Here is a 25917-nt window from a genome sequence, read left to right on the forward strand (position 1 = left end):
CAACCAACGCCGCTAGGCGTAAAAAAACCGCCTTAACTTCAGGCGGTTTTGCGGTGAATATCAATTTAACAAGGGCATTTACTCAGCTTGCCACTTTTGCCCGGATAACGCGCGTCGATGGCGGCCCGATAAAACGCTTTTTTATCCATCGGCGTTAATTCCGGATGCTTAGCTGCCATATGGGCCAAATAGTGCGCGTAATCTTGCACCCCGACCATCAAACGAAAAGTCTGCTGAATACGTGCCAGCACCAGCAACGGCGCCTTAGGCATTGGCAGGCGCCTCATCACCACGCAGCAGCAACTCAGCTTCTTGTACCGTTGAATGCTCCGCCTGCCATGCTTTATGAATCACCCGCAGTGCGGCCAACAGCATGGTGATGACAATCGCCATAAAAATCGCGCACAGACTGGCATTGACATAATCATTAACGATGATTTGCTGCATTTGCACTGCGGTTTTGGCTGGAGCGAGTAACTCACCTTGCGCCAGTGCCGCTTTGAATTTATCGGCATGCGCCAAAAAGCCGATTTTCGGACTGGCATTAAATAATTTATGCCAACCTGCCGTCATCGTGATCACTAAAATCCACAAGGTAGGTAACAAAGTCACCCAGATATAACGCTGCTTTTTCATTTTTACCAACACCGTGGTCGCCAAAATCAGCGCAATCCCTGCCAGCATTTGATTGGCAATCCCAAATAAAGGCCACAAGGTATTAATCCCGCCGAGTGGATCAATCACCCCTTGGTACAAAAAGTAGCCCCAGCCCGATACCGCCAGCGTGGTGGCAATCAAGTTTGCCGGCCAGCTTTGTGTATTACCTAATGCCGGAACAAACGTGCCGAGTAAATCCTGAATCATAAATCGGCAAACACGGGTACCGGCATCGATGGTGGTTAGAATAAACAGCGCTTCAAACAAAATGGCAAAGTGATACCAAAAAGCCATCGCTGTAGGACCACCAAAGACTTGGCTTAAAATATGCGCCATGCCAACGGCCAATGTTGGCGCGCCGCCGGCACGGCTCAAGATCGTGGTTTCACCGACATCTTTAGCCATTTGCGTCAGCATTTCGGGGGTAATCACATAGCCCCAGCTCGAAATCACCGTGGCGGCTTCCGCTGTGGTTTTGCCAATCAGCGCCGCAGGTGCATTCATCGCAAAATAAATCCCCGGCTCAAGCACGCAAGCGGCAATCAAAGCCATCACCGCCACAAAGGATTCCATCAACATCGCGCCATAACCAATCGGCCGAATATGGCTTTCGCGCTCGATCATTTTTGGCGTGGTACCTGACGCTACCAGCGCATGAAATCCCGATACGGCACCACAGGCAATGGTGATAAACAAAAACGGGAAAATATTGCCCGCAAACACCGGACCAGAACCATCAATAAACTGCGTCACACTAGGCATTTTTAAAGTCGGTGCCACGTAGATAATCCCAATGGCCAAGCCCACAATGGTGCCGATTTTTAAAAAAGTCGACAAATAATCCCGTGGCGCCAGCAACAACCAAACCGGCAATACCGAAGCGACAAAGCCATAAATAATCAGCGACCATGCCAAGGTTTCGCCTTTCAGTGTGAACATCGCCGCCATCGTTGGGTTTTGCGCCACATCGCCGCCATAAACAATCGCCAGCATCAGCAACACAAAACCAATAATCGAGATTTCAGCGATTTGTCCGGGCCGGATATAGCGCATATAAATGCCCATAAAAAAGGCAATTGGAATGGTCGCCGCAATGGTAAACGTGCCCCAAGGACTGCCCACCAGCGCCTTGACCACCACCAAGGCCAAGACTGCGAGCAAAATCACCATAATCAGCAAAATACCAATCATCGCAATCACGCCAGCCACCGAACCTAATTCGGCCTTAATCATTTCCCCCAAGGACTTACCATCGCGCCGTGTGGAGATAAATAAAATAATCATGTCCTGCACCGCACCAGCGAGCATCACCCCCGCCAGCAGCCATAAAGTGCCGGGCAAATAGCCCATTTGCGCCGCAAGCACCGGCCCCACCAAAGGCCCCGCCCCAGCAATCGCAGCAAAATGATGACCAAATAACACCCATTTATTGGTCGGTACATAATCTAAGCCATCACTGTGCTTTTCTGCCGGAGTGAGGCGTTGATCGTTGAGCTCTAATACTTTCTCCGCAATAAAGCGGCTATAAAAGCGATAAGCAATCGCATAACACGACATCGCTGCCACAATCAGCCACACCGCGTTAATCGATTCACCTCGATTGAGCGCAATGGTGCCAAATGCGGCCGCGCCCATTAAAGCAATAAAAAGCCAGATGGCTTTTTCCTTGATGCTCTGCATTTTTCAATTCTCCTGAGACTGAGTAAAAACGCTTATGCCTGCGTCATTACGACATTTCTCGCACCAACTTACCACTCGAGTCAACATATGTAATCTAACTGTTGCTTTAGGGTCGGCTCGTGCAGGAACTGCTCTCACTTAATTCACCGCATTAAAATCATCGCGGATGCGTGATTTACAGCCATTCAATTCACCGCCAGCTCAGCATAAAACGCAATGCAACACCTTGTAAGAAACAGTTGTGATGCCACCAAGCAAATGCTAAATTAGCGCCGCTTAGCTGAGTTATTCAATATTATCAAAAGCTTAAATAACCAAGACTAAGAATAAAAAAATGGATACTGGAGAAGACAAATGAATAAGAAACAACTTTCTGGCTTACTGGCCAGCAGCTTTTTAGTTTCAAGCGGCGCACTACTCATGCCGCAAATGGTTTCAGCTCACGGCTCAATGGAAGTCCCAGTGAGCCGCGGATTGAGCTGTTTTAATGAAGGCCCTGAAACACTTAAATCAGCCGCTTGCGAAGCCGCTGCTGCCACTTCAGGCAAGCAAATGCTGTACGATTGGCCCGGTGTGAGCCAATTGCCCAATGGCAATCACCAAGCCTTTGTGCCAGATGGCCAGCTGTGCGGTGGTGGTCGTAGTGATTATGCCGGTTTAAATTTACCGCGCACCGACTGGGCGACAACGCCTATCGCGCCGGATGCTAACGGTAATTTTGAGTTTATTTTCAACGGCACAGCACCGCATCAAACCCGCGACTGGCAGTTGTTTGTCACGCGTGATGGCTGGAATCCAAATACCGCATTGAAATGGGCTGACTTAGAAAAATTCTGCACCTTGGGTAATCTGCCGGTCGACAGCAATAAACGTTATAAATTGCAATGCAAACTGCCAGCCAAAAAAGGCCAGCATATTATCTATTTGGTTTGGCAACGCAGCGACAGCGCAGAAGCATTTTACTCTTGCTCTGATGTCAACTTCACCGGTGGCGTTTCAACCTTTAAAGAGCTCGGGCAAATTCGTTCAGCACAAGACTTAAGCGCGAACACCAAGGTCACTTTCCGCTTATTTGATCAAGATGGGCGCGACCTAGAAAGCACCAGCACCACGCTGGGCTTTGATTCGTTCACCGGCTTGCAAACCAATCTTGCGGCTAACTGGCCTTACACCTTGGCGCAACAAGTTAATAGCGTTTCAAAATATGTCAGCATTGGCGTATTACAAAGCAATAACACCATTAACCCAGTGAAAAGTACGCAAGATAACCGCGTCTATAATCGCAGTGGTTTAGCTGTGAGCTATCAAATTGATATCGCAGCACCGGGTGGCGCCACGCCAACCCCAGTGCCGACGCCAACCCCGACCGCCAAGCCAAGCGCCAGCCCAACGCCAACACCAACTGCTACACCTACACCAACAGCAACCCCCACTGCTACGCCAGTGCCACCAACGACTAGCCCTGCTGCGACTTGCGCTCCAGCGTGGAATACAGCGACCACCTATGCCGCGCCCAATACCAAAGTGAGCTATAACGGCCGCCTGTATAGCAATAAATGGTGGACTGCCGGTGAAGTACCAACGGCTTCTGGCCAATGGGGTGTCTGGAAAGACCTCGGTATTTGTAAATAATCAAGCAAATAGCCCGTTTTAAACGGGCTATTTTTTTAAGCGTTGTGCATCGCCGCTAAAGCCAGTTGATGTAATACTGGCCCATTACTTGCAATCACCTGCCCGACTGAGTTTTTGACTAAAGCTTGACCTTGCCAATCGGTCATCATGCCGCCAGCAGCAATCACCACCGGTGCAACCGCAGCAAAATCATGCAGTTTTAAGCCCTCTTCAATCACCACATCCAAGCCGCCCGTTGCGACCAAAGCATATTGGTAGCCATCGCCGCCATACACCGTAAATCGGCCCTGTGCTTGAAATGGATTAAATAACGACCAGCTGCGTTCAGAAAAATATTGCGGACCTGTAGTGCCTACCCGTGCGCGGGCTAAATCATTAATTTGGCTCACAGTGATCGCTTCACCATTAAGCGTACAACCTTGGCCAATCACACCGAGCCAGCGCTCTTTAGCAATCGGTTGATTAATCAAGCCCAGCACGGGCTGGCCTTGGTAGAGCAATCCGATCAAAGTGACAAATAACGGTCGACCCGTAATAAACGCTTTGGTGCCATCAATAGGATCGAGCACCCACACCCAATCGGCGTTTTCTCGTTCGGCACCAAACTCTTCGCCAATAATCCCCTCATCGGGCCGTTCCGCCTGAATTAAAGCGCGCATCACTTGCTCAGCCTCACGATCAGCTTGCGTAACTGGGCTGTCGTCGAGCTTATCGTCAACAGCCAAACCGGTGCGGTAATAACGCGCAATCACGGCGGCACTGGCATCGGCTAATTTTTGCGCAAACGCTATTTGTTGTGGGCTGGGAATCACGACCATCTCCATTGGTAAAAATAAGATGATTTTACGGGGAATTGATGACAGGCAGTATGTCACTGCCAGTAAATTCATTTTTTTATTACGACTTGCCGCAAATACTGCTTTAAACGCGAGCACTTTGATAAGCGCATGGCATTGATCATTAAAAATTGAAATTCCCGACTAAAAGAGTACACTTTTATCCATATTCGCAACCATTTGCAGTACGCCACTTCGGCAGCGGGTCAAACCTCAACACGCAGTAATGAGCAAAAAGTGCATTCCCTTTTAGCGACTGGAGCAAAAGATGCAAGGCGATAAAAAAATACTCAAAATACTCAATGGCGTACTAGGCAATGAATTAATCGCCATTAATCAAACCTTTTTGCACGCCAGAATTTATAAAAACTGGGGCTATCAACAACTCAATAGCAAGGTTTACCATCAATCGATTGATGCGATGAAACAAGCCGATAAACTCATTGAACGGATTTTGTTCTTAGAGGGGCTGCCCAATCTACAAGAGCTAGGAAAGCTACTGATCGGTGAGGATGTCGCCGAAATGCTCGCTTGTGATTTAACGCTCTATAGCAGCATGCTGCTGACACTACGTGATGCCATCAAGTCCTGTGAACACGCGCAAGACTATGTGAGCCGTGATGTCTTGGTGCATCTTTTAGAAGAGGAAGAAGAATATGTCGATTGGCTCGAAACCCAACAAACCTTAATCAAAGACATGGGTCTGGCCAACTATCTGCAATCACAAGCGTTTGGCGAATAAGGAAATACATCATGCAAGGTCATCCTGCCGTTTTACAAGCACTCAATAGTTTGCTTGCCGCTGAGCTGAGCTCAATTGATCAATATTTTATTCATAGCCAGATGTATCACAACTGGGGTTATGACAAACTATTTACCCGCATCGATCATGAACGCCAAGATGAAATTGGCCACGCCACACTCCTCATCAAGCGCATTTTATTTTTAGACGGCACGCCAAATATGGCCGATCGTACGCCATTACGCATTGGGCAAAATGTCGCGCAAATGCTGCAGCTGGATTTAGATACCGAATATGAAGTGGCCGCAGCGCTCAAAAAATCGATCGCCATCTGCGAAAAAGAACACGATTATGTGACGCGCGAAATTTTAGTCACTTTGCTCGATGATACCGAGCAAGACCACGCGCATTGGCTAGAGCAACAATTATTGTTGATTCGTCAAATCAGTTTGGAAAACTACCTGCAATCGCAGATGTAATCCACCTACCGCAAGTAATAAAAAGACTCGATCTATCTCAACGAGATCGAGTCTTTTTTATGCCTTGGGTATTTAGTTATAGCCAATAAATTTAAACGCCTACAGCGTAATACCCCATAATGGCACAGTCAATTCATCGATATGACGATGCCGTAAAGATGACAGTGCCACAAAAAACACACTAAACCATGGGTTTAAATGGCCACACCCCACGACAATGTATACGGCAATGTGGCTATTTTGCCACTAAACTAGCCCCTTTTTATTTTGAGTCTGCAATGGCATTCAGCGTCATACTTAAAAGCATCATCAGTAGCTTTTTACTGCCTCCGGGTAGCTTAATTTTATTATTGGCACTGGCTTTTTCATTACGCCATCGCGCGCCAAAATGGAGTTTATGGCTATCTTGGTCCACATTATTGGCACTGTATCTATTTAGCACGCCGCTAATGAGTAATGCACTTGCGAGTCGAGTTGAATTAAAACCACCGCTTGAGGCCAACACGAGCGCCACAGCCATCGTTGTGCTTGGCGGAGGCAAACGTTTTGGCGCGCTTGATATGCCAGAAAGTGAAACCATTAATAATGTGACTTTATCGCGTGTCCGTTATACCGCACAACTTCACCGACTGCATCAGCTACCCGTTTTGGTCAGCGGTGGCTCGCCATTGGGCGGCGAGAGCGAAGCCAAATATATGCAACAAAGCTTACACAATGATTTTAATGTTAAGGTCACTTGGCTTGAATCAAGCTCAAACGATAGCGCCGACAATGCCAGCCAGAGCGCTAAATTATTACTGCCACAACACAAAAATATTCTGTTAGTCAGTTCAGCCGATCATTTACCACGCGCAATCCGTAGCTTTGAAAAAGCCGGTTTTACGGTGTTTCCTCAGCCAACAGACTATCACCACCATGAAGCATTCAGCATCTTAAGCTTCGTGCCGCGCGCCAAAAATTTGGCCACTAGCAGCAACGCTCTGCGTGAACTACTCGGGCAGACGTGGTATCAACTCAGGAAAATATAAGACCGGTATTGCCACCAAGCAGACAAGCTAAATGCAGTACAGCGCAATACCTAGGGTCTGTTGACGATTTATTTTTAAATTTATTTTTAAGAATAGACAAAATCTGGGTGCCAGACGACTTCCCAAATATGGCCATCAGGGTCGGCAAAAAAGGCGCAATATGCACCCCATTTCGCCCAGTGCGCCGCCTTGAGTAAGACTGCGCCACCTTGCAGCGCTTGCTGCAGCAGTTGATCGACCTCGCCCGCGGCGGCGACATTATGCGCCAAGGCACTGCGCCCTAAGCCAGCAGGCGCTAATGTTGTCCCCAAGTCGCACGCCAAAGCATCCGCACAATACAGCGCCAATTGCAGCGTTGAGAAATCAAAAAAAACCACTTGCTCAGTGACTTTACGCGGCGTTAACCCCAGCGCATCACGATAAAAAATCAATGATCGATTTAAATCGTTCACCGCCAAGGTAATAAAACTAATTCGAGCTTGCATTTATCGAGCTAGAGGACTGGCTTGGGCTAATTCATACACGGTTTTACCCTGCAATTTAAAATACTCAACAGCATGGTACAAATTTTCTGAGTGCCCGACATACAGTAAACCTGCCGTTTTCATTAACGGGGCAAATCGTTGCAATATTTTGAGCTGTGTTGGTTTATCAAAATAAATCATCACGTTGCGACAAAATATGGCATCAAATTGTCCACGAATCATCCAATTGGCTTCAATTAAATTCAGCTTGCGAAATACAATCATATCGCGCAGCTCTTGCTTTAATTGATAACGCCCATCCGCTTGCTGATTAAAAAATCGACTCACCCGTTGTGGACCTAATTTTTGTACCTCATCAGCGGGATAAATCCCTAAGCGAGCAACATCGAGCACATTGGTGTCTAAGTCAGTAGCCAAGACTTTCACCGGTGGGCGCAAGCTATCAAATGCTTCGCAGGCGGTGATTGCAATTGAATACGGCTCTTCGCCAGTGCTTGAGGCAGAGCACCAAATATTAATAACCCCCACGGTACGCAGCGTTTTTAATTGCTGATTAAGAATATCAAAATGATGCGCTTCTCGAAAAAACGAGGTGAGATTGGTCGTTAATGAATTGGTAAATAATTCAAATTCTTTTTGATCGCCGCGCTCTAAAACATGCAAATAATCATTAAACGATTTTAAATTTAATGCGCGTAAGCGTTTGGCCAAGCGCCCATAAACCATATCTTGTTTTGAGCTCGCCAGCGCAATACCGGCATAGTTGTAAATCAGGGTGCGAACCTTTTCAAAGTCCGCATCAGTAAATTGAAATTCTCGATGATTAGACAGCATGTAGGCATTTCCAGAAATAACAACGGCGTATTCGAGGCTGTTCACATTAGGTCTGATTATATGAGTATTGCTGCTCAGTCGCACAATTGATGTCTAGCTTCTGACTTCAATTAGCCCCACTAAGCAGCTCAACTCAACGCTAACTGACGTTTAGCGATACAACAAATTTTATTTCAAACCTAAATCATTCCAAATCGCATTAATTCTGGCGACAGCGCCAGCGTCACGCTCAATCACCCGCCCCCATTCCCTATGGGTTTCACCGGGCATTTTATTGGTGGCATCCAAGCCCATTTTGCCGCCCAAACCCGAAATTGGACTGGCAAAGTCCAGATAATCGATCGGAGTATGCTCAACCAGCGTGGTGTCACGTACTGGATCCATTCTGGTGGTAATGGCCCAAATGACTTCTTTCCAATCGCGGCAATCGACATCATCATCAACAATAATGATGTATTTAGTGTACATAAACTGACGCAAATAAGACCAAACACCAAACATAATGCGTTTAGCATGGCCTGGATATTGTTTTTTGATCGATACAATCGCCATCCGATAGCTGCAGCCTTCGGGGGGCAGATAAAAATCAACAATTTCTGGAAATTGTTTTTGCAAAATAGGCACAAAGACTTCATTCAGTGCCACGCCCAAAATTGCCGGTTCATCTGGCGGTTTGCCGGTGTAGGTGCTGTGATAAATCGGATCCGGCCGACTGGTGATGCGCTCAACTTCAAACACTGGAAACCAATCTTGCTCATTGTAATAACCCGTGTGATCGCCATACGGGCCTTCTAGGGCATGCAAGAAACCATTCACTTCTTTTAGCGGAGTGCCATGCTCAGAAAAACCGCTATATCCTGTTTCGCAGGCTTTAAGCACGCCTTCGAGAATGATTTCTGCGCTGGCTGGCACTTGTAAATCAGAACCGATGCATTTGACCAACTCGGTTTTGCTGCCGCGCAACAGTCCCGCAAATTGGTATTCACTCAGTGAATCCGGTACCGGCGTCACTGCGCCAAGAATGGTCGCTGGATCGCAACCTAACACCACGGCGACGGGGTAGTCCACGCCTGGGTTTTGTTTGGCATGCTCACGAAAATCCAATGCGCCGCCACGATGAGCCAGCCAGCGCATAATTAATTGGTTTTTTGCAATTAATTGCTGCCGATAAATACCCAGATTTTGCCGCTTTTTATTCGGCCCACGGGTGACGACCAAGCCCCATGTAATCAGCGGTGCAATATCACCCGGCCAGCAATGTTGAATCGGCAGTTGTGTCAGGTCGACATCCGTTCCGGCAATCACGTTTTCTTGGCAAAGCCCTTTGCGTACTTCTTTGGGCGCCATATTGAGCACTTGCTTGAGCAGTGGCAGTTTATCCCACGCATCTTTAAAGCCCTTTGGCGGTTCAGGCTCTTTTAGATAGGCCAAAGTATGACCAATCTCTCTGAGCGCGGAGACTTCTTGTGCCCCCATCCCTAGCGCCACGCGGCGCGGCGTACCAAACAGATTTGCCAATACTGGCATCGTATGACCGGGTACATTTTCAAATAAAACGGCAGGGCCTTGGGCGCGCAAAATACGGTCACACAGCTCAGTCATTTCTAATTGAGGCGAAACCGGAATCTGAATCCGCTTTAATTCGCCTTGCACTTCCAGCTGCGCCATAAAATCACGCAAATCATGGTACTTCATAACTAGCCACCCAAAAAAATGCCCGGTGATGACCGGGCGTAGTCGTCGTTAATGCGTTAATTTAAGCCGATAAGCTCATGGTCGCGGTATGCGTTTCACCTGCGGCGAGCAATAAGCCATTATCAAACACATTGCCGCGTTCAACACAGACAAAAGTTTGATTCACACCCGCGCCAAGATCGCCAATATTGGCCGCATGTGCGCCCGGATTCCAAACAACAGCACTGTGCGTATCGCTAACAATTTGAATGCTACGCTGAGCAGTCACAATTTTTTGCTCGGCTGGCACATTTAAATACACCCGATCGGTGGTACCAGAAAAAGTCATATCGCCCGTTTGCAATAAGCGGACATGCTCACCGACGGTATCAATATATTCGCAACCCGCCAAACCTTGCACAGCAACCTGGGTATAGTCTTCAACTGCAAAGTAGCTATGGAACGCGTAGGTATACGGTAGAGATGTATCGCTTCGATTTTCGATTTTTAAACTTAAATCCAAGCAACGCCCTACTCGAACAGTCAATTCAAACTCAAACGCATGTGGCCAAATCGCCAAGGTTTGTTCATTGTCTTGCAAGCATAAAACCAGCTCGGTACCACCATCAGCTAAATTTTGCGCTGAGCGCAACTGCCAATCCATGGCACGGGCAAAACCATGTGAAGGCAAGCCATCAGGGTGGCCACCAAACCATGGCATACACAGCGGAATGCCACCGCGAATTGCTTTAGCTGGCTTAAAAATGGCATTGGGTGACAGCCAAAGCAAATCTTGGCCTTGCGCAGGAATGTATGAAATCAAGTGCGCGCCTTGCAGCGCCAACACGGCCGAGCCCAAGGTATTTTCAACCACCAATAGGGCTAAGCCCTCGCCCTCGGTTTGATAATAAGCACTAGACGTTGTCAGGCGTACACCATTGACTTGCGCTAACATTGTTTCGATTTGCTTCATTTGCAAAAACTCCATCGCCATGCGGCTTATTTTAATTTAAAGCCGCATTCAAGCGGCATTACTTTTGATCGGGTACCCAGACCAAGGCATCCCCAGTCAGAACGACTTCGCCTTTAACCCAGCATTCGGTCAATAATTTCACTCTTTGTTTATCAAGCAGAACTTCAAGCACCGTGACCCGCGCAGTCACCGTATCGCCAATCCGTACTGGCTTCACAAAGCGCAAATTTTGCCCCATATAAATGCAACCCGGGCCGGGCAATTTTGTGCCAATCACGGTTGAAATCAAACTGGCGGTTAACATCCCATGGGCAATTCGCCCAGCAAACGGAGTTTGGCTGGCAAACTCTTCATCAATATGCATCGGGTTATTGTCACCACTGAGTCCTGCAAATAACACAACATCGGTTTCAGTCAGCGTTTTACGAAATTCATCTGAATCACCAACGGCGATTTGATTCAAAAATCGAGTCATTGCAAACCCCTTATGCAGATTGATTAAAACGTCAATCAGCTACATTAACCATCGTACAAGGGATGAGCAATCCTTTTATTAATTCAGCGCAAAAATTAAGGCAAAGTGCTCGGTGGAATGCCTTGAATACTGCGCTCAGGATCAAACCAGCGCGAAATCCATTTAAACGAGCGTCGCCAAGCGTCTTGTGCCGCAAAGGAATTGGGATTGGCGCGTCTATCAACTAATTTATTCATTTGTGCTTTGTTTTTGAATACTTCAGCATCTGCAAAGTCATGCTCCGCATCGGGATAACTCACTTGATGAAATAGGTCTTGCCCTGATTTTTCACCTAAGCGCCGACAAGATTCGGCAGTGCTTTTTTTCCCTTCTTCCCCAACAAGCAATAAGGTGGGAGCCGCCACACGATAAGGTGAGCGACCTAAAAACATTTGGCAGTTGGGATAAAATGCTACGGCGGATTTAACCCCAGGCTCTCGTCGATTCATTAATGCCAGCACCGTGCTAGCACCATCAGACCAGCCAATCACCGCAATTCGGCTAGCATCAACTTCGTTTCTCGCTTTAAGCCAAGCAATGGCAATCTGCGCATCATTGGCTCTTAAGCCAGTGTTTTTTCGTTTATTACGGCTAGAAAAACAGCCTTGGCGTTTTCCTTTTGGGCCATCTTCGTCGAGCATCAAAATGCCAAAATTCATTTCTTGCAATAACGATGCCATTTTCATCAACCGCTCATGATTGGACGCTTGGTTTTGATCCAAACGATTACAACCATGCAAAAGCAAGATCGCCGGCCCCATTGGTTTGGGCGGGGCAAGAAAAAAGCCAGCAAGGCTCACCTTGCCAGAATTAATGACCACTTCTTCTGCAGCAGTAGAGACGGAAACTAGTAATAAGAAAAAACTCAGAACAATTTTCATTTAAGCAATCAAACGTAGTGCAAAAGGAAATCGATAAAGCCACCCTTTTCTTGCATTAATGGCTCCCAAAATACAACAAATAACATGTATACAATACAGCACCCCCGCAAGCAGCCAGCCAACAAACGGAATTAGGCTCAATACAAAACTACAAAGCAGCATTGTAATCGACCAATTGAGTGCTTCTTTACCTGTGCTCAAGACAAAAGCGTCATCACGCAAAAATACATACACCACTAAGCCTGGAATAACGCTGAAAAACAAAGTGAAGAGATAGACTAAGAGCGCCACATTTTTACTGTGCTGAGAAATTGCAGTTTGCGGCAAAAAAGAAGGCTGCATCAGTAAGAGCTTTGAAGACAAAACGAGGTCTGCGACTTTACCACAGCGAGCACGATGAACAAAGTCAATACGCTCAATGTCTGCGCCAAACTCGACGCTCATCAGGTTCTGCAATGGAAATAAAAATCTCCTAGCGCCAGACGATTTTCTACGCTAAACCACCTAGGAACTTCCAATTTGGGAAGCAAAAACCGACGTCGAGGGCTACATAATGGATCAAACAATCTATTGCAATATCGATCAACGCGGTATTGCAACAGTGACCCTAAACCGCCCCGCCACCCGCAATGCCATTGATGAAGTGATGATTAGCGAGCTCACAGCCCACTTAATTGCTTTGCAGCAAGATAGCCAAATCAGAGCCGTTATTCTTCAAGCCACTGGTCATTGTTTTTGCAGTGGTGCCGATTTAAATTGGATGAAGCGAGGTGCATCAGCAGATGCCGACCTTAATTTTGAAGATGCCATTCAGTTAGCAACCTTATTGCGCACACTAGATCGACTTCCGGTTCCAACAATCGCCCGAGTTCATGGCCCAGCCCTAGGCATTGGCCTCGGTATTATCTCATGCTGTGATTTAGCTATTTGTACCAAAAATGCATGGTTTATGATCCCTGAAACGAGGCTAGGCCTCATTCCTGCCATTGTTGGGCCTTATATCATGAACCGGATTGGCAGTAACGCAGCGCGCCGGTATTTTTTGACCGCCGAAAAATTCAATAGCGTCGTTGCCCTGCAAATTGGATTAATGAATGAGCAGCATCAAGATGATGAGCATATGGATGCACATATTGAACACTGGATCAGTGAAATTGGGAAAAATAGCCCACATGCACTGGCGGCAACTAAACGATTAATCACTTCGGTCAACCATCGTGCGATTGATGATGCCATGATCTCGGATACCGCACATCGAATCGCCCATATTCGGACTCACGAAGAAGCGCAAGAAGGGCTCAATGCATATTTAGAGCAAAGAGCCCCTTATTGGCAGACACAAATTAATTCACAGTAAGCCATGGTCGCGGCCGAGGAATCGGCTGCTTTTCTTCAGATTCTGCAACAGAAAGCAAACGTAAAGCCAATTGCTGCGCATTAATTTGCTCATCCAGTATGGATTTAGTGCTTACGTCACTGCAAGCGCTAAGCGCTCGGCCAGTGGCCATATCCAAAATAGTCATCATGGTGTGCTCCTCCATTAGGGTCTTACGCATTGAGGAACGAAAAACAACTCGTCTTACTTTTTAATATATCGACTCGATTACTTAAAAATGCAATTTTTATTCAAAAAAAACGGCAGCTGCACGCTGCCGTTTTTAGATCAATCACTCGCCTTATTCTGCTTTAGGCTTTGCTTGATACTTCACTTTTACATCTTTACGAATCGCATCAATAAAGGCCGACATTTCAACTTGGCCATACATTTTGGCTAAATTCTCTTGCATACGGAACTGATCTTCTGCAGATAAGGCCGGTGCATCAATGGCTTTAATCACTTTATAAATCACATAGCCACGACCAGGAACAGCCCCACCCACATATGCAGGTAATTTGCTGGTATTGGCTTTAAAGATCGCCTTCAAGTTGGCATCAGAGACGCCCTCTACGGCGACCCGAGTAAAGGCTTGCGCTGGTCCCCAAGCTAGATTTTCAACCTGTCCCGCTTGCAAAGCCGCTAATTTCTTAGCGCCATCGGCTTGTGCTAAAGCAAGGGCTTTTTCTTGCTTAAGTTTTGCCGTAATCATAGGCGTAACTTCAAGCAATGATTGAGTGCTCGCTGGTTTATATTCCAAAACTCGTGCCGATACCCATTGACCCGGCGCCAACTCTAAAGCTTCAGAATTATGTTTCGCCTTCAATACATCATCTGAATAAATCGCCTCAATCATTTTCGGATTACCCAGCAAAGGGTCTGCCGCATTTGAACGCGTCAACCAATCACTTTGTTTCACCGCTAATTTCAATGCATCAGCCGTTGGTTTTAAGCTGTTTGATTGCTGGTACACCAACTCGGTGAATTTCTCAATTTGAGCAGGAAATTGACTTTGAGTTTTTTGTTGTTTTAACTTCTCAACCACACTCGGTTTTACATCAGCCAGCGATGTTGACTTCACGTCATTGAGTTGAATAATGTGAAAACCAAAATCCGTTTCTACCAAATTACTGATTTCGCCTTTATTTAATTTAAAAGCAACCTCATCAAATGGTTTAACCATCATCCCTTTGGCAAAAAAGCCAAGATCGCCACCATTAACGGCTGAGCCTGGATCTTGTGATTTTTGCTTGGCCAATTCAGCAAAGCGAGCCGGATTGGCTTTCACTTGCGCTAAAATTTCTTCCGCTTGTTTACGTGCAGCCGTTTTATCGGCCGCTTTCGCGCTCTTATCAACCGCAATCAAAATATGGCTAGCGCGACGTTCTTCCTTGGCCAGCTCTTGTTTGTGTTCGGCAAAGTATTTTTCAACCTCTGCGTCACTCACCGTTTGCGCTGCCGCTAAATCACTTTGTGACAACAACAAATACTCAACTTTGACCATTTCTGGTTTTTTGTAGTCGGCTTGGTGAGCATCGAAATATTTTTTAACTTCTGCATCAGAAACCGTCACTTGTGGCAAATATTGCTCGGCAGAAATTGTTGCCGTCGCCACTTCACGCTTTTCAGCCATCAATTGATTGAGCTGCTGCATCGCCGCATTTGACACAAAACCAGTTTGCACAAAGCCATCCATCAACTGGCGCATAACAATGTCTTGGCGCATTTTTTCTTCAAAAATAGCCGGAGTCATTTGTTGAGAAGCTAATATTTCCTGATAACGTTGATCATTAAATTGGCCATCAACTTGAAATGCAGGAATTTGCATAATGGCATTACGAACCAATTGATCTGGCGCAGCTAATTTAAGCGCTATTGCCCGATCTTGTAGTAAACGCTGGCGAACTAACTGCTCAAGCACCATCGGTTTCATATTATCCGGAATGGCCTGATTACCAATAGCCTCTTCAAGATGTCGATCAGTAATCGTATAGCCGCCTACTTTAGCTAAATAAGGCGTGCTTTCATCATCCATTGCGGTGTAACCAGAAAGCCCCAAACCAACTACCAACCCCAAAGAGACCAAACCTAGTACCACGGTCACTGCGGTTTTATTCTTATTTACAATATCAAACATACCCAGCTAACTCCTGCTATTCATGCGCGTTATCATGCCATATTGCAGCGGCACTGTCTGTAAGCGAGTGGGATTTGCATCGCAAAATAAAAAAAAGGACAAACTTGCGTTTGCCCTTTAATTCATTTGGCGGAGTGGACGGGACTCGAACCCGCGACCCCCGGCGTGACAGGCCGGTATTCTAACCAACTGAACTACCACTCCATATCAAAAAATCACAGTCAACGAGCCATGCTCATTGCAGTCATTTCAAATACCATGCAGCAAAAACAGCTTATTGAACAGCGTCTTTCAGTGACTTACCAGCACGGAATTTAGGCTGCTTTGCCGCTGCAATCGTGATGCTTTCGCCAGTACGTGGATTGCGGCCTGTGCGCTCTTCACGCTCAGACACATAAAACGAACCAAAGCCAACTAAAGTTACTTCGTCGCCACCTTTCAGTGCACCAGAAATAGCTTCAATAGTTGCATCCAGCGCTTTACCAGCAGCGGCTTTTGATAAGCCAGCAGATTCAGCGATTGCATCGATGAGTTCAGATTTATTCACTTACATCCCCTTTCAATTTAATTAAATTTAACTGTGATTTCGTTTGCTACAACGGTTATATCAAGCAGTAAAAATACGTGTCAACTACGCTTGATACTTTGTTGGGTAGTTTTAACGTCAACAACTCGTGGCAAAAACCCAAACTCAAACGCTTAATGTTTAATGCTTGGTTGCGGTGCTTCAGTTCCTTCAATGACCGGAACTTCCACAGCAATAACAGCCGCAGCCTCAGGCATACGCTCTAAAGCATGCGCCAATACGTCATCAAACCATTTGACGGAATGAATAGCAAGCCCTCGCTTCACATTGTCGGGAATTTCAGCCAAATCTTTGACATTTCCCTCGGGAATCAAGACTTGTTTAATCCCGCCACGATGCGCTGCGAGTAATTTTTCTTTCAAACCGCCAATCGGTAAAACTTCACCACGTAAAGTAATTTCACCCGTCATTGCGACATCACAACGAACAGGTATACCCGTCAACACTGATGTTAATGCGGTTGCCAAGCCAATACCTGCCGAAGGTCCATCTTTTGGTGTAGCACCTTCAGGCAAATGAATATGCATATCATTTTTTTGGTAAAACTCAGGATCAATCCCCAAGCTCACTGCACGGCTACGTACAACAGACAATGCGGCCTGTATTGATTCTTGCATCACATCGCCCAGTTGACCTGTTTGTATCATTTTACCTTTACCCGGTAATTTGACCGCTTCAATGGTAAGCAACTCACCGCCTACTTCAGTCCACGCCAAACCGGTCACTTGCCCGATCTGATTTTTTAATTCAGCAACACCATATTCAAAGCGATGCACACCGAGATATTTATCTAGGTTTTTACTGGCTACCGTGATTTTCTTATCGCTTGGCTTCATGAGCAACGCTTTAACCACTTTACGGCAGATTTTAGCGATTTCACGATCCAAACTACGTACACCGGCTTCACGCGTGTAATAACGAATAATGTCACGCACTGCGGTATCCGCAATCAATAACTCGCCGTCAGCAACGCCGTTGTTTTTCATTTGCTTAGGCACGAGATATTTCAACGCAATATTGACTTTCTCGTCCTCGGTGTAACCCGACAAACGAATAATCTCCATCCGATCCAATAATGGCGCTGGAATATTCAGTGAATTGGCCGTCGCCACAAACATCACATCAGATAAATCATAATCCACTTCAAGATAATGATCGCTAAATGAGTGATTTTGCTCTGGATCTAATACTTCAAGTAATGCAGAGGACGGATCACCCCGCATATCGCTACCAATTTTATCGACTTCATCGAGTAAAAATAGTGGGTTTTTTACACCAACTTTACTCATGCTTTGTAAAATTTTACCTGGCATTGAGCCAATATAAGTCCGGCGATGACCGCGGATTTCAGCCTCATCACGAACACCACCCAAAGCCATACGAACAAACTTACGATTGGTCGCCCGTGCAATACTTTCACCCAAGCTGGTTTTACCTACGCCTGGTGGGCCAACCAAGCACAAAATCGGCGCTTTTAATTTTTCGACGCGGGTTTGCACCGCCAAATATTCAACGATTCGCTCTTTAACCTTATCCAAACCATAGTGATCCGCATCTAAAACCGTTTCTGCTGCGGCCAAATCTTTACTAATTTTGGTTTTCTTTTTCCAAGGTAACGCCAACATGGTGTCAACGTAATTGCGCACCACAGTCGCTTCAGCTGACATCGGCGACATCATGCGGAGTTTTTTGAGTTCAGCTTCGGTTTTATCCTTCGCTTCTTTACTCATACCCGCATTTTTTATTTTCTTTTCTAACTCGTCCAAGTCAGCACTTTCATCAAGCTCACCGAGCTCTTTTTGAATCGCTTTAACTTGTTCGTTTAAATAATATTCACGCTGGCTTTTTTCCATTTGCCGTTTCACACGGCCACGAATACGTTTTTCTACCTGCAAGATATCTAGCTCAGACTCAAGCTGCTTGAGCAAATGATCCATACGTGTTGCCACGTCGTCCATTTCCAGTACAGCTTGCTTTTGCTCTAATTTCAACGGTAGATGAGCTGCAACGGTATCGGCTAAACGCCCAGCCGTTTCAATACCAGCCAATGAAGTTAAAATTTCCGGTGGAATTTTTTTATTCAATTTGACGTATTGATCAAATTGCGTCAACAAAGCACGGCGCATACCTTCAGCTTCATGATTACTTTCATCGGCCAATAGCTGAGGAGTTGCTATTGCTTGATAAAAGCCATCTTGATCTTCTAAAGACTCGACTACTGCGCGTTGCAGACCTTCGACCAAAACCTTAACCGTACCATCGGGCAGTTTTAATAATTGCAAAACAGTTGCAACAGTACCAATCGGGTACAAATCGGCCATCGACGGTTCATCTTTAGCAGCATTTTTTTGTGCCACTAATAAAACATGCTTATTGCCTTCCATTGCCGCTTCAAGTGCTTTGATCGACTTAGGACGGCCCACAAACAACGGAATAACCATATGTGGGAATACTACGACGTCACGCAATGGCAACATTGGGAACGAAGTAGATTCAACCGGTAGTAATTGATGCTCAGACATATTGGGATGACCTGATCGAGAGTATGTTCACAATATGTGGTCACTGCGCTTAAATTCAATCGCAGAGCCATAAACAATAACGCCCGCATCCAGCTTCAAAACAAGGAAGCAGCAGCGGGCGAGGAAAAAACTACTTATTTGCTAGCTGTATCAATTTGCGGTGCAGCGGCAATAAACTCAGGTTTTGCTGCGGCAGTAATTACTTCTTTGCTCACAACAACCTTTGCAATACCTTCCATCACAGGCAGCTCAAACATCGTATCAAGCAATGTTTGCTCAACGATTGAACGCAAACCACGCGCGCCAGTTTTGCGCTCCATCGCCTTGTGTGCAATCGCCGCTAAAGCGTCAGTGCCAATCTCTAGCTCAACATTTTCCATTTCAAACAATTTTTGATATTGCTTGATTAAGGCATTTTTTGGCTCAGTCAGAATGGTGACCAATGCCGCCTCATCGAGTTCAGCCAATGTGGCAACAACCGGCAAGCGTCCAACAAACTCTGGAATCAAACCAAAACGAATCAAATCATCGGGCTCAACTTCATGCAGCAATTCACCGATGTTTTTACGTTCGTCTTTGCTTTTAACTTCAGCGCCAAAACCAATACCACCCTTAACTGAACGGTTACGGATAATTTTATCCAAACCTTCAAACGCGCCACCACAAATAAATAAAATATTGGTGGTATCAACTTTAGGTAAATCTTGATTTGGGTGCTTACGACCGCCACTCGGTGGAACAGAAGCCACGGTGCCTTCGATTAATTTCAACAATGCTTGCTGAACACCCTCACCCGACACATCGCGAGTGATGGATGGGTTTTCAGATTTACGCGCAATTTTATCCACCTCATCGAGGTAAACAATGCCGCGCTGCGCTTTCTCAACGTCGTTATCGCACTGCGCTAAGAGCTTGGCGATAATGTGCTCAACGTCTTCACCCACATAGCCAGCTTCAGTCAGCGTAGTTGCATCAGCAATCACAAATGGCACGTCAAGCAATTTAGCCATGGTTTGTGCCAGCAAGGTTTTACCCGAGCCAGTTGGACCAATAAGCAGAATATTCGATTTAGCCAACTCAACGTCATTACCCGCACGACCTTTGGTCGACAAACGTTTGTAATGATTGTAAACCGCAACCGATAAAATCTTTTTGGCTCGCTCTTGGCCCACAACATACTGATTGAGCTCATCACGAATTTCTGTTGGTTTAGGTAAACGCTTACCTTCGCCGGTAGTGATTGAATCAGCGGTTAAATCCGTCACTTCTTCTTGAATGACGTCATTACACAAATCAATACACTCATTACAAATAAAGACTTGCGGACCTGCGATCAATTTTTTTACTTCATGCTGACTTTTGCCGCAGAAGGAACAATACAATAATTTTTCTTTATCAGACATGAACAGCCATTCCGAATATAACTCGCCGAGGAAAGAAAAGCCGCCAGACTCGCTGGCGGCTACTTAGAGATCGGCTTGAGGTTAACCTGCCAAAGTCGCCCGAGAAACCAAGACTTCATCTACTAAACCATATGCTTTAGCTTCATCTGCATTCATGAAATTATCACGGTCAGTATCACGCTCAACCGTTTCAATATCCTGTCCGCTATGCTTGGCCAACAATTCGTTCAAAGTACGTTTGGTCTTAATTAACTCTCGCGCATGAATTTCAATATCCGAAGCTTGGCCTTGTAAACCGCCAATCAAAGGTTGATGAATCATAATCCGCGAATTTGGCAAAGAAAAACGCTTGCCTTTCGCTCCGCCAGACAATAAGAATGCACCCATTGAAGCCGCCATACCCACACATAAAGTAGAGACATCGGGCTTAATAAATTGCATCGTATCGTAAATCGCCATCCCTGCAGTCACTGAACCGCCTGGAGAATTGATATAGAGCGAAATATCTTTATCTGGATTTTCCGACTCTAAAAACAATAACTGAGCGACCACAAGATTGGCCATTTGATCATTCACTGGACCGACCAGGAAAATGACCCGTTCTTTCAGCAAGCGTGAATAAATATCATACGCACGTTCACCGCGGCCGCTTTGCTCAACGACCATAGGCACTAGACCGATATTTTGCGGATCAAATTCCATTCTGGACATTCCAACCTCTCAGTTTAAATTATTGACCTTGTTGGCCCATCAATTCATCAAAGCCAATCGCTTGTTCAGTTACTTTAGCTTTTGACAATACAAACTCAACCACATTGTCTTCCAAAGCCATATTGGTTGGGCCAGATAAACGATCAGCACTTTCGTAGTACCAAGCAACCACTTCGCTTGGATCTTCGTAATTTTGTGCCAAATCTTCAATGATGGCTTTAATTTGTTCTGGTTGAGTTGAAAGTTTTTCGATTTCAACCAATTCAGACAAAGCCAAACCAAGATGTACGCGGCGTTTAGCTTGCGCTTCAAACATCGCTGGTGAAAACGGTACTGTCGCTGGATCAATACCACGGTTTTGCAAATCGCCCTTCGCACCTTCAACCAAACGGCCGATTTCAAGCGCGATCAGGTTGCGTGGTAAATCCATTGGCGTCGCTTCAATCACCGCAGTCATTGCGCTTTCTTTAATGCGTGATTTAAGGCGGAAACGCACTTCGCGTTCCAAATTACCTTTCACTTCTGCACGCATTTTTTCAACGTCGCCGTCTTCGATACCTAAGCTTTTTGCAAAGTCGGCATCAACAGCTGGCAAGTTTGCAGCAGCAACGTTTTTCACTGTAATTGCAAATACTGCAGTTTTACCTGCAACATCTTTACCATGGTAATCGGCAGGGAAAGCAACGCTAACGTCTTTGCTTTCGCCTTCTTTCATGCCAATCACGCCGGCTTCAAACTCAGGCAACATTTGGCCTTTGCCGATCAAGAAAGCGTAGTTGTCTGATGAACCACCAGCGAAAGCCACGCCATCAATCGAACCTTTAAAGTCGATGATCACGCGATCACCGGTCTCTGCAGCACGCTCAACACGTTCAAAACGAGTGCGTTGGCTACGTAAGATATCGATGGTTTTGTTAACTTCTTCATCGCCAACCACTAAAGTTGGTTTTTGCACTTCGATGCCGCTCAAGTCGCCCACTTTAACTTCTGGGTACACTTCAAACGTTGCTAAAAATTCGAAATCGCCTTCGGCACTTGAATCTTGCTTGGCTTCAAAACGTGGGTAGCCAGCAACTTGCAATTTTTGCTCAACGACTGCTTCGCCAAAAGCGCGCTCAACCGTTTCACCTAAAACTTCTTCTTGCACACGGAAACCATGGCTTTGTGCCACGATATTCATTGGTGCTTTACCAGGACGGAAACCGTCAATTTTTGCAGTTTTTGCAACGCGCTTGAGGCGGGCATTCACTTGCTGTGCGATTTCTTCGCGTGGCACCGAAATGGACAGACGACGCTCAAGAGCGCTCAGGGTTTCCAGTTGTGCTTGCATTACCAGTATTCCTCAAACGTATTTCCAGATGAATTTCATCCAGAAGAAATTATTAATCAATAAAATATAAAACAACCGGTTCAAAGCCGACTTGGCCACCGTATTGCCCTAATCATGCCCATAAAGCGCCATTCTGACAGCTTTACTCAGTAAAGCTCAACATTATAGCAAAGTCTTTACAGCATGACCATCGACCACCTCACGCGCTGATCCGTGTCAAGATAACGAAAAACAGCGCAATACAGAACAAATCGGATTCAAAAGCGTAATTTCAAGATGGTGGCTTATTTTTTTCAAACGCAAAAAAGCCACTTGCATACGCTAAGTGGCTTTTCAGTTTTGATGCATCGCATCGTTGTTCTGGTGGGGGATAAGAGACTCGAACTCTTACACCTTGCGGCGCTGGAACCTAAATCCAGTGCGTCTACCAATTCCGCCAACCCCCCAACAAGACCCGCATCTTACAGAACAAGCCCCGAGTGGTCTAGTCTTTTCGTACTTTTTTATTAAAAAAAACCGCGATTAAAAATTAATGCTTTTATTTTCAAGGAACTAGCCTTTTTCATCTAGTAAATAAAAATCACCGCCACAACTAAATACGACTAAAAAGACCGGTTTATTTGCATTCCAGTAGCAAATAAATCACAGCACTTGGCGTGATTTAGCCGACCTAGTTATACTCGGGCATCACCTTTTACACTTTAAACGGAATGCCGCATGAAAAAGATCGAAGCGATTATCAAACCATTTAAACTGGATGAAGTTCGCGAAGCTTTATCTGAACTGGGCATTTCCGGCCTCACCGTCACTGAAGTGAAAGGTTTTGGTCGCCAAAAAGGGCATACCGAGCTCTACCGTGGCGCCGAATATGTCGTCGACTTCTTGCCAAAAGTTAAAATCGAAGTGGTTTTATCGGATGACCAGGTTGAAACAGCCATCGAAGGCATTATTAAAGCCGCTCACACCGGCAAGATTGGCGACGGCAAAATCTTCGTCAGTCCAGTTGAGTATGTAGTTCGTATCCGCACCGGTGAAACCAACGATCAAGCGGTATAAAAGATCACCATTAAAAATGCCAGCTGATGCTGGCATTTTTACGTCTCATCACTCTATTTAAAATCCACTCACGCGACCCAGCAAGGCAGACCCCTTCATTCGTACCCAAAGGGTATATCAACGCAATCTTGGTAAATAATAAGCTGGACTTACATACCCTATACTTCAATCGGGTCAACATCCAAACTCCAACGCACTTTAGGCAGTTTCAACGCGGCAATCGTCGGCAAAGCCTCATCGAGCACCGCCTGTAATTGCACCTTTGATTGCGCGGCGATCAATAATTGCGCCCGCTCTACGCCCGCCTTTTTGAGCATCGTCGCCGCCACCGGCTGATTGAGCAATAAATGGGGCTCAGGTGCAATACAGGCACGAATTTGCGCCAATGCCGACAATGCTTGCTCTAACTCGGGGGCGTCGGCACGAAACAAAGCCCAAGCATTCGCTGGCGGCAACAACATCATTTGCCGCTCATGCAAAGTGCGATCGGCAAATGGCGCAAAATCGCGCGCTAACAATTGATGATAAAACGGATGATCGGAAAACGCAGTTTGGATAAATACTTCGCCAGGCAGCTCACGCCGCCCAGCTCGCCCGGCCACTTGCGTTAACAATGCAAATAAACGCTCTTCAGCGCGAAAATCGACGCTATATAAGCCCGTATCGGCATTGAGCACGACCACCGTTGTGAGCAAATCAAAATCATGGCCTTTGGCGAGCATTTGGGTGCCAATCACAATATCAACCTCGCCGGAATGCACTTGCGCTAACGCCGCATCCAATTCGCCTTTTTTACTGGTTGAATCGCGATCAATTCGCAAGATTTTTTTGCCTGGAAAATGCAGTGGCAAAGACTCTTCCATCCGCTGCGTGCCCTGCCCAACCGGTTTTAAATCATGATTGCCACAATCAGGGCAAGCCGGCGTAATCGCCTGTTCATAACCACAATGATGGCAGCGCAAACGGCGCTCTTTTAAATGCAACACCAAGCGCGCCGAGCAATGGGTACAACAGGCCATCCAGCCACATTCACCGCACTGCAAAACAGGAGAAAAACCACGCCGATTTAAAAAGATCAGTACCTGCTCACCGCGATCGAGCGCGGCATGCATCGCAGCCAGTGCCATCACATGCAAGCCATCGACGAGCCCGACATTTTTAACCGGTAATAAAGTGATTTTGGGCAAGACCGCGCCCGGCACTGCGCGCTCAGACAAAGTGAGCATGCGATAACGCTTAGCTTTGGCATTGGCCCAGCTTTCAATGCTCGGTGTGGCAGAGCCGAGCACAATCGGCACCTTGGCCTGCCTAGCCCGATACACCGCCACATCACGCGCCGAATAGCGCAGACCTTCTTGTTGCTTGAATGAAGGATCATGCTCTTCATCGACAATAATCATGCCCAGCTGCGGCAACGGCGTAAACACTGCCAAACGCGTACCCAAGACAATTTTAGCTTCGCCACGTAGCGCCGACAGCCAATTGACCGCGCGCTCAGTATCATTCAAGCCACTATGCAGTGCCGCCATCGGCACACCCGGAAAGCGCGCACGAAAGCGCCCTTCTAATTGCGGCGTCAGATTAATCTCGGGAATCAACACTAAAACTTGCAGACCTCGCGCCAACACTTGCGCAATGGTTTGCAAATACACTTCGGTTTTGCCGCTACCGGTAATGCCATACAGCAAAAACGGCGCAAAACCACGCGCCCCAGTCAGCTCCGTCAGCACTTGGCTTTGCTCTGCATTGAGCGCCAAGTTGTCACTGGCCTTGGCCAGCACTTTGGCCTCTAGCGCCGATTGCAACCAACCTTGCTCGTGCCATACCTTAACCCAACGCCAAGCGCTGTCATGCAGACGGCGCAGTGCGGCAGGCGTATGTGGCACCGCCAAATGTGCAGCCACGCGGCGCTGCGCTGGCGCTCTTGAGGGAATTTGCTGCAATAACTCGGCAACATCCTCGGCAAAATACACCAAGCTTGGCGCCGGCTCGCGAAACACGGTTGGACTACGAAAGACCTTCGGCAGCGCAGCGGCAATCACCGCGCCAATGGGATAGTGATAGTAATGTGCAACAAACTGACACAACTGCAAGGTTTCGGCAGGCAATGGCGGTAAATCATCCAAAACCGCCAAAATGGCTTTGGGCGTCCCTTTAAAATCTGCCGCATCGTCGCGTAATTCAAGTACCACGCCCGAAATGCGGCGTGGACCAAACGGTACCAGCACCCGCGAGCCGACTGCAGGTATAGGGCCAGTTAAGGCATAAGCGAACAACTTTTTAAGCGGTACGTCAAGTGCAACCAAGGCAAAAGCAGTCACTTTCTCTCTCTTTATCATGCAAAAGCTTTCGCCAGTAGGTTATACACAGTTTCTGTGGATA

At 46.5% G+C, this 25917-nt stretch carries 24 protein-coding genes and 2 tRNA genes; 6 read left to right on the forward strand and 20 right to left on the reverse strand.

What is annotated here, in order from left to right; translation table 11 throughout:
* Window positions 1–65: 65 nt before the first annotated feature.
* Together HQN60_RS00915 and HQN60_RS00920 are read right to left on the reverse strand one after the other, a co-directional pair.
* Entirely contained in the window at window positions 66–272 is a 207-nt protein-coding gene (locus HQN60_RS00915; protein ID WP_217390187.1) for a YbdD/YjiX family protein, read from the reverse strand.
* Window positions 265–2337 (reverse strand): carbon starvation CstA family protein, encoded by a 2073-nt coding sequence (locus HQN60_RS00920; protein ID WP_173531922.1) that lies wholly within the window; start codon window positions 2335–2337, stop codon window positions 265–267. Before HQN60_RS00920 ends, HQN60_RS00915 begins: the two co-directional genes overlap by 8 nt.
* 354 nt (window positions 2338–2691) lie before the next feature.
* On the opposite strand from HQN60_RS00920, the gene HQN60_RS00925 reads away from it, so the two are divergent.
* A complete protein-coding gene (locus HQN60_RS00925; protein ID WP_173531923.1) occupies window positions 2692–3969 on the forward strand; it encodes a lytic polysaccharide monooxygenase in 1278 nt (425 codons plus the stop codon).
* Window positions 3970–4004: 35 nt separating this feature from the next.
* Here the strand turns inward: HQN60_RS00925 and hisN are convergent, their stop codons facing one another.
* Window positions 4005–4781 (reverse strand): histidinol-phosphatase, encoded by a 777-nt coding sequence (gene hisN / locus HQN60_RS00930; protein WP_254456651.1) that lies wholly within the window; start codon window positions 4779–4781, stop codon window positions 4005–4007.
* A gap of 292 nt (window positions 4782–5073) precedes the next feature.
* On the opposite strand from hisN, the gene bfr (HQN60_RS00935) reads away from it, so the two are divergent.
* The 3 genes from bfr (HQN60_RS00935) (at window position 5074) to HQN60_RS00945 (ending at window position 7054) form a co-directional block, all read left to right on the forward strand.
* A complete protein-coding gene (gene bfr / locus HQN60_RS00935; RefSeq protein ID WP_173531924.1) occupies window positions 5074–5547 on the forward strand; it encodes a bacterioferritin in 474 nt (157 codons plus the stop codon).
* Between the two features lie 11 nt (window positions 5548–5558).
* On the forward strand, window positions 5559–6026 hold the full coding sequence (bfr, locus tag HQN60_RS00940) for a bacterioferritin (protein ID WP_173531925.1): 468 nt from the start codon (window positions 5559–5561) through the stop codon (window positions 6024–6026).
* Window positions 6027–6304: 278 nt separating this feature from the next.
* Window positions 6305–7054: a YdcF family protein gene (locus HQN60_RS00945; protein ID WP_173531926.1), complete on the forward strand. Its 750-nt coding sequence runs from the start codon at window positions 6305–6307 to the stop codon at window positions 7052–7054.
* Between the two features lie 86 nt (window positions 7055–7140).
* On the opposite strand, the gene HQN60_RS00950 is transcribed toward HQN60_RS00945, so the two are convergent.
* The 7 genes from HQN60_RS00950 to HQN60_RS00980 all read right to left on the reverse strand — a co-directional run bounded on the left by HQN60_RS00950 (window position 7141) and on the right by HQN60_RS00980 (window position 12859).
* Window positions 7141–7539 carry a VOC family protein gene (locus tag HQN60_RS00950; RefSeq protein WP_173531927.1) on the reverse strand — a complete coding sequence of 133 codons (399 nt, stop codon included), beginning with the start codon at window positions 7537–7539 and terminating at the stop codon, window positions 7141–7143.
* Window positions 7540–8373: a CheR family methyltransferase gene (locus tag HQN60_RS00955; RefSeq protein WP_173531928.1), complete on the reverse strand. Its 834-nt coding sequence runs from the start codon at window positions 8371–8373 to the stop codon at window positions 7540–7542.
* Between the two features lie 168 nt (window positions 8374–8541).
* Complete coding sequence (gene ubiD, locus HQN60_RS00960; RefSeq protein WP_173531929.1) at window positions 8542–10068, reverse strand: 4-hydroxy-3-polyprenylbenzoate decarboxylase; 1527 nt, start codon at window positions 10066–10068, stop codon at window positions 8542–8544.
* 61 nt (window positions 10069–10129) lie between these two features.
* On the reverse strand, window positions 10130–11020 hold the full coding sequence (locus HQN60_RS00965) for a D-hexose-6-phosphate mutarotase (RefSeq protein WP_173531930.1): 891 nt from the start codon (window positions 11018–11020) through the stop codon (window positions 10130–10132).
* A 58-nt stretch (window positions 11021–11078) separates the two neighbouring features.
* Entirely contained in the window at window positions 11079–11495 is a 417-nt protein-coding gene (locus HQN60_RS00970; RefSeq protein ID WP_173531931.1) for a MaoC family dehydratase, read from the reverse strand.
* Between the two features lie 95 nt (window positions 11496–11590).
* Window positions 11591–12415: a dienelactone hydrolase family protein gene (locus tag HQN60_RS00975; protein ID WP_173531932.1), complete on the reverse strand. Its 825-nt coding sequence runs from the start codon at window positions 12413–12415 to the stop codon at window positions 11591–11593.
* The gene (locus HQN60_RS00980) at window positions 12416–12859 is read right to left on the reverse strand and encodes a DUF4870 domain-containing protein (protein WP_254456652.1); all 444 of its coding nucleotides are present in this window, start codon (window positions 12857–12859) and stop codon (window positions 12416–12418) included.
* Window positions 12860–12968: 109 nt separating this feature from the next.
* Here HQN60_RS00980 and HQN60_RS00985 point away from each other — a divergent pair, with 109 nt between their 5' ends.
* Window positions 12969–13772 (forward strand): enoyl-CoA hydratase-related protein, encoded by an 804-nt coding sequence (locus tag HQN60_RS00985; protein WP_173531933.1) that lies wholly within the window; start codon window positions 12969–12971, stop codon window positions 13770–13772.
* Here the strand turns inward: HQN60_RS00985 and HQN60_RS00990 are convergent.
* The 9 genes from HQN60_RS00990 to HQN60_RS01030 all read right to left on the reverse strand — a co-directional run bounded on the left by HQN60_RS00990 (window position 13759) and on the right by HQN60_RS01030 (window position 22925).
* The gene (locus tag HQN60_RS00990) at window positions 13759–13941 is read right to left on the reverse strand and encodes a hypothetical protein (protein ID WP_173531934.1); all 183 of its coding nucleotides are present in this window, start codon (window positions 13939–13941) and stop codon (window positions 13759–13761) included. The two genes, HQN60_RS00985 and HQN60_RS00990, sit on opposite strands and share 14 nt — an antisense overlap.
* Before the next feature lie 150 nt (window positions 13942–14091).
* Window positions 14092–15927 (reverse strand): peptidylprolyl isomerase, encoded by a 1836-nt coding sequence (locus HQN60_RS00995; RefSeq protein ID WP_173531935.1) that lies wholly within the window; start codon window positions 15925–15927, stop codon window positions 14092–14094.
* 127 nt (window positions 15928–16054) lie between these two features.
* Window positions 16055–16131: transfer RNA gene (locus HQN60_RS01000), tRNA-Asp, on the reverse strand.
* Between the two features lie 70 nt (window positions 16132–16201).
* A complete protein-coding gene (locus HQN60_RS01005) occupies window positions 16202–16474 on the reverse strand; it encodes an HU family DNA-binding protein (protein WP_173531936.1) in 273 nt (90 codons plus the stop codon).
* 152 nt (window positions 16475–16626) lie between these two features.
* Complete coding sequence (gene lon / locus HQN60_RS01010) at window positions 16627–19035, reverse strand: endopeptidase La (protein ID WP_173531937.1); 2409 nt, start codon at window positions 19033–19035, stop codon at window positions 16627–16629.
* Between the two features lie 134 nt (window positions 19036–19169).
* Window positions 19170–20438 carry an ATP-dependent Clp protease ATP-binding subunit ClpX gene (gene clpX / locus HQN60_RS01015; protein ID WP_173531938.1) on the reverse strand — a complete coding sequence of 423 codons (1269 nt, stop codon included), beginning with the start codon at window positions 20436–20438 and terminating at the stop codon, window positions 19170–19172.
* 81 nt (window positions 20439–20519) lie between these two features.
* Window positions 20520–21149 (reverse strand): ATP-dependent Clp endopeptidase proteolytic subunit ClpP, encoded by a 630-nt coding sequence (gene clpP, locus HQN60_RS01020; RefSeq protein ID WP_173531939.1) that lies wholly within the window; start codon window positions 21147–21149, stop codon window positions 20520–20522.
* 19 nt (window positions 21150–21168) lie between these two features.
* Entirely contained in the window at window positions 21169–22479 is a 1311-nt protein-coding gene (gene tig / locus HQN60_RS01025; protein ID WP_173531940.1) for a trigger factor, read from the reverse strand.
* 361 nt (window positions 22480–22840) lie between these two features.
* Window positions 22841–22925, reverse strand: a tRNA-Leu gene (locus tag HQN60_RS01030).
* Window positions 22926–23196: 271 nt separating this feature from the next.
* Here HQN60_RS01030 and HQN60_RS01035 point away from each other — a divergent pair.
* Window positions 23197–23535, forward strand: coding sequence for a P-II family nitrogen regulator (locus HQN60_RS01035; protein WP_173531941.1), 339 nt, complete (start codon window positions 23197–23199; stop codon window positions 23533–23535).
* A 158-nt stretch (window positions 23536–23693) separates the two neighbouring features.
* Here the strand turns inward: HQN60_RS01035 and HQN60_RS01040 are convergent, their stop codons facing one another.
* Window positions 23694–25856, reverse strand: a complete 2163-nt coding sequence (locus tag HQN60_RS01040; RefSeq protein WP_254456653.1) for a primosomal protein N' — start codon at window positions 25854–25856, stop codon at window positions 23694–23696.
* Between the last annotated feature and the right edge of the window lie 61 nt (window positions 25857–25917).

Source organism: Deefgea piscis (assembly GCF_013284055.1).
Classification (GTDB): Bacteria; Pseudomonadota; Gammaproteobacteria; order Burkholderiales; family Chitinibacteraceae; genus Deefgea; species Deefgea piscis.

What these genes read in the sequence shown, in the direction of transcription:
- HQN60_RS00915 (WP_217390187.1), bottom strand. Translation starts at nt 272, where the DNA reads ATGCCTAAGGCGCCGTTGCTGGTGCTGGCACGTATTCAGCAGACTTTT.
- HQN60_RS00920 (WP_173531922.1), bottom strand. Translation starts at nt 2,337, where the DNA reads ATGCAGAGCATCAAGGAAAAAGCCATCTGGCTTTTTATTGCTTTAATG.
- HQN60_RS00925 (WP_173531923.1), top strand. Translation starts at nt 2,692, where the DNA reads ATGAATAAGAAACAACTTTCTGGCTTACTGGCCAGCAGCTTTTTAGTT.
- bfr (WP_173531924.1), top strand. Translation starts at nt 5,074, where the DNA reads ATGCAAGGCGATAAAAAAATACTCAAAATACTCAATGGCGTACTAGGC.
- bfr (WP_173531925.1), top strand. Translation starts at nt 5,559, where the DNA reads ATGCAAGGTCATCCTGCCGTTTTACAAGCACTCAATAGTTTGCTTGCC.
- HQN60_RS00945 (WP_173531926.1), top strand. Translation starts at nt 6,305, where the DNA reads ATGGCATTCAGCGTCATACTTAAAAGCATCATCAGTAGCTTTTTACTG.
- HQN60_RS00950 (WP_173531927.1), bottom strand. Translation starts at nt 7,539, where the DNA reads ATGCAAGCTCGAATTAGTTTTATTACCTTGGCGGTGAACGATTTAAAT.
- HQN60_RS00955 (WP_173531928.1), bottom strand. Translation starts at nt 8,373, where the DNA reads ATGCTGTCTAATCATCGAGAATTTCAATTTACTGATGCGGACTTTGAA.
- ubiD (WP_173531929.1), bottom strand. Translation starts at nt 10,068, where the DNA reads ATGAAGTACCATGATTTGCGTGATTTTATGGCGCAGCTGGAAGTGCAA.
- HQN60_RS00965 (WP_173531930.1), bottom strand. Translation starts at nt 11,020, where the DNA reads ATGAAGCAAATCGAAACAATGTTAGCGCAAGTCAATGGTGTACGCCTG.
- HQN60_RS00970 (WP_173531931.1), bottom strand. Translation starts at nt 11,495, where the DNA reads ATGACTCGATTTTTGAATCAAATCGCCGTTGGTGATTCAGATGAATTT.
- HQN60_RS00975 (WP_173531932.1), bottom strand. Translation starts at nt 12,415, where the DNA reads ATGAAAATTGTTCTGAGTTTTTTCTTATTACTAGTTTCCGTCTCTACT.
- HQN60_RS00980 (WP_254456652.1), bottom strand. Translation starts at nt 12,859, where the DNA reads ATGAGCGTCGAGTTTGGCGCAGACATTGAGCGTATTGACTTTGTTCAT.
- HQN60_RS00985 (WP_173531933.1), top strand. Translation starts at nt 12,969, where the DNA reads ATGGATCAAACAATCTATTGCAATATCGATCAACGCGGTATTGCAACA.
- HQN60_RS00990 (WP_173531934.1), bottom strand. Translation starts at nt 13,941, where the DNA reads ATGATGACTATTTTGGATATGGCCACTGGCCGAGCGCTTAGCGCTTGC.
- HQN60_RS00995 (WP_173531935.1), bottom strand. Translation starts at nt 15,927, where the DNA reads ATGTTTGATATTGTAAATAAGAATAAAACCGCAGTGACCGTGGTACTA.
- lon (WP_173531937.1), bottom strand. Translation starts at nt 19,035, where the DNA reads ATGTCTGAGCATCAATTACTACCGGTTGAATCTACTTCGTTCCCAATG.
- clpX (WP_173531938.1), bottom strand. Translation starts at nt 20,438, where the DNA reads ATGTCTGATAAAGAAAAATTATTGTATTGTTCCTTCTGCGGCAAAAGT.
- clpP (WP_173531939.1), bottom strand. Translation starts at nt 21,149, where the DNA reads ATGTCCAGAATGGAATTTGATCCGCAAAATATCGGTCTAGTGCCTATG.
- tig (WP_173531940.1), bottom strand. Translation starts at nt 22,479, where the DNA reads ATGCAAGCACAACTGGAAACCCTGAGCGCTCTTGAGCGTCGTCTGTCC.
- HQN60_RS01035 (WP_173531941.1), top strand. Translation starts at nt 23,197, where the DNA reads ATGAAAAAGATCGAAGCGATTATCAAACCATTTAAACTGGATGAAGTT.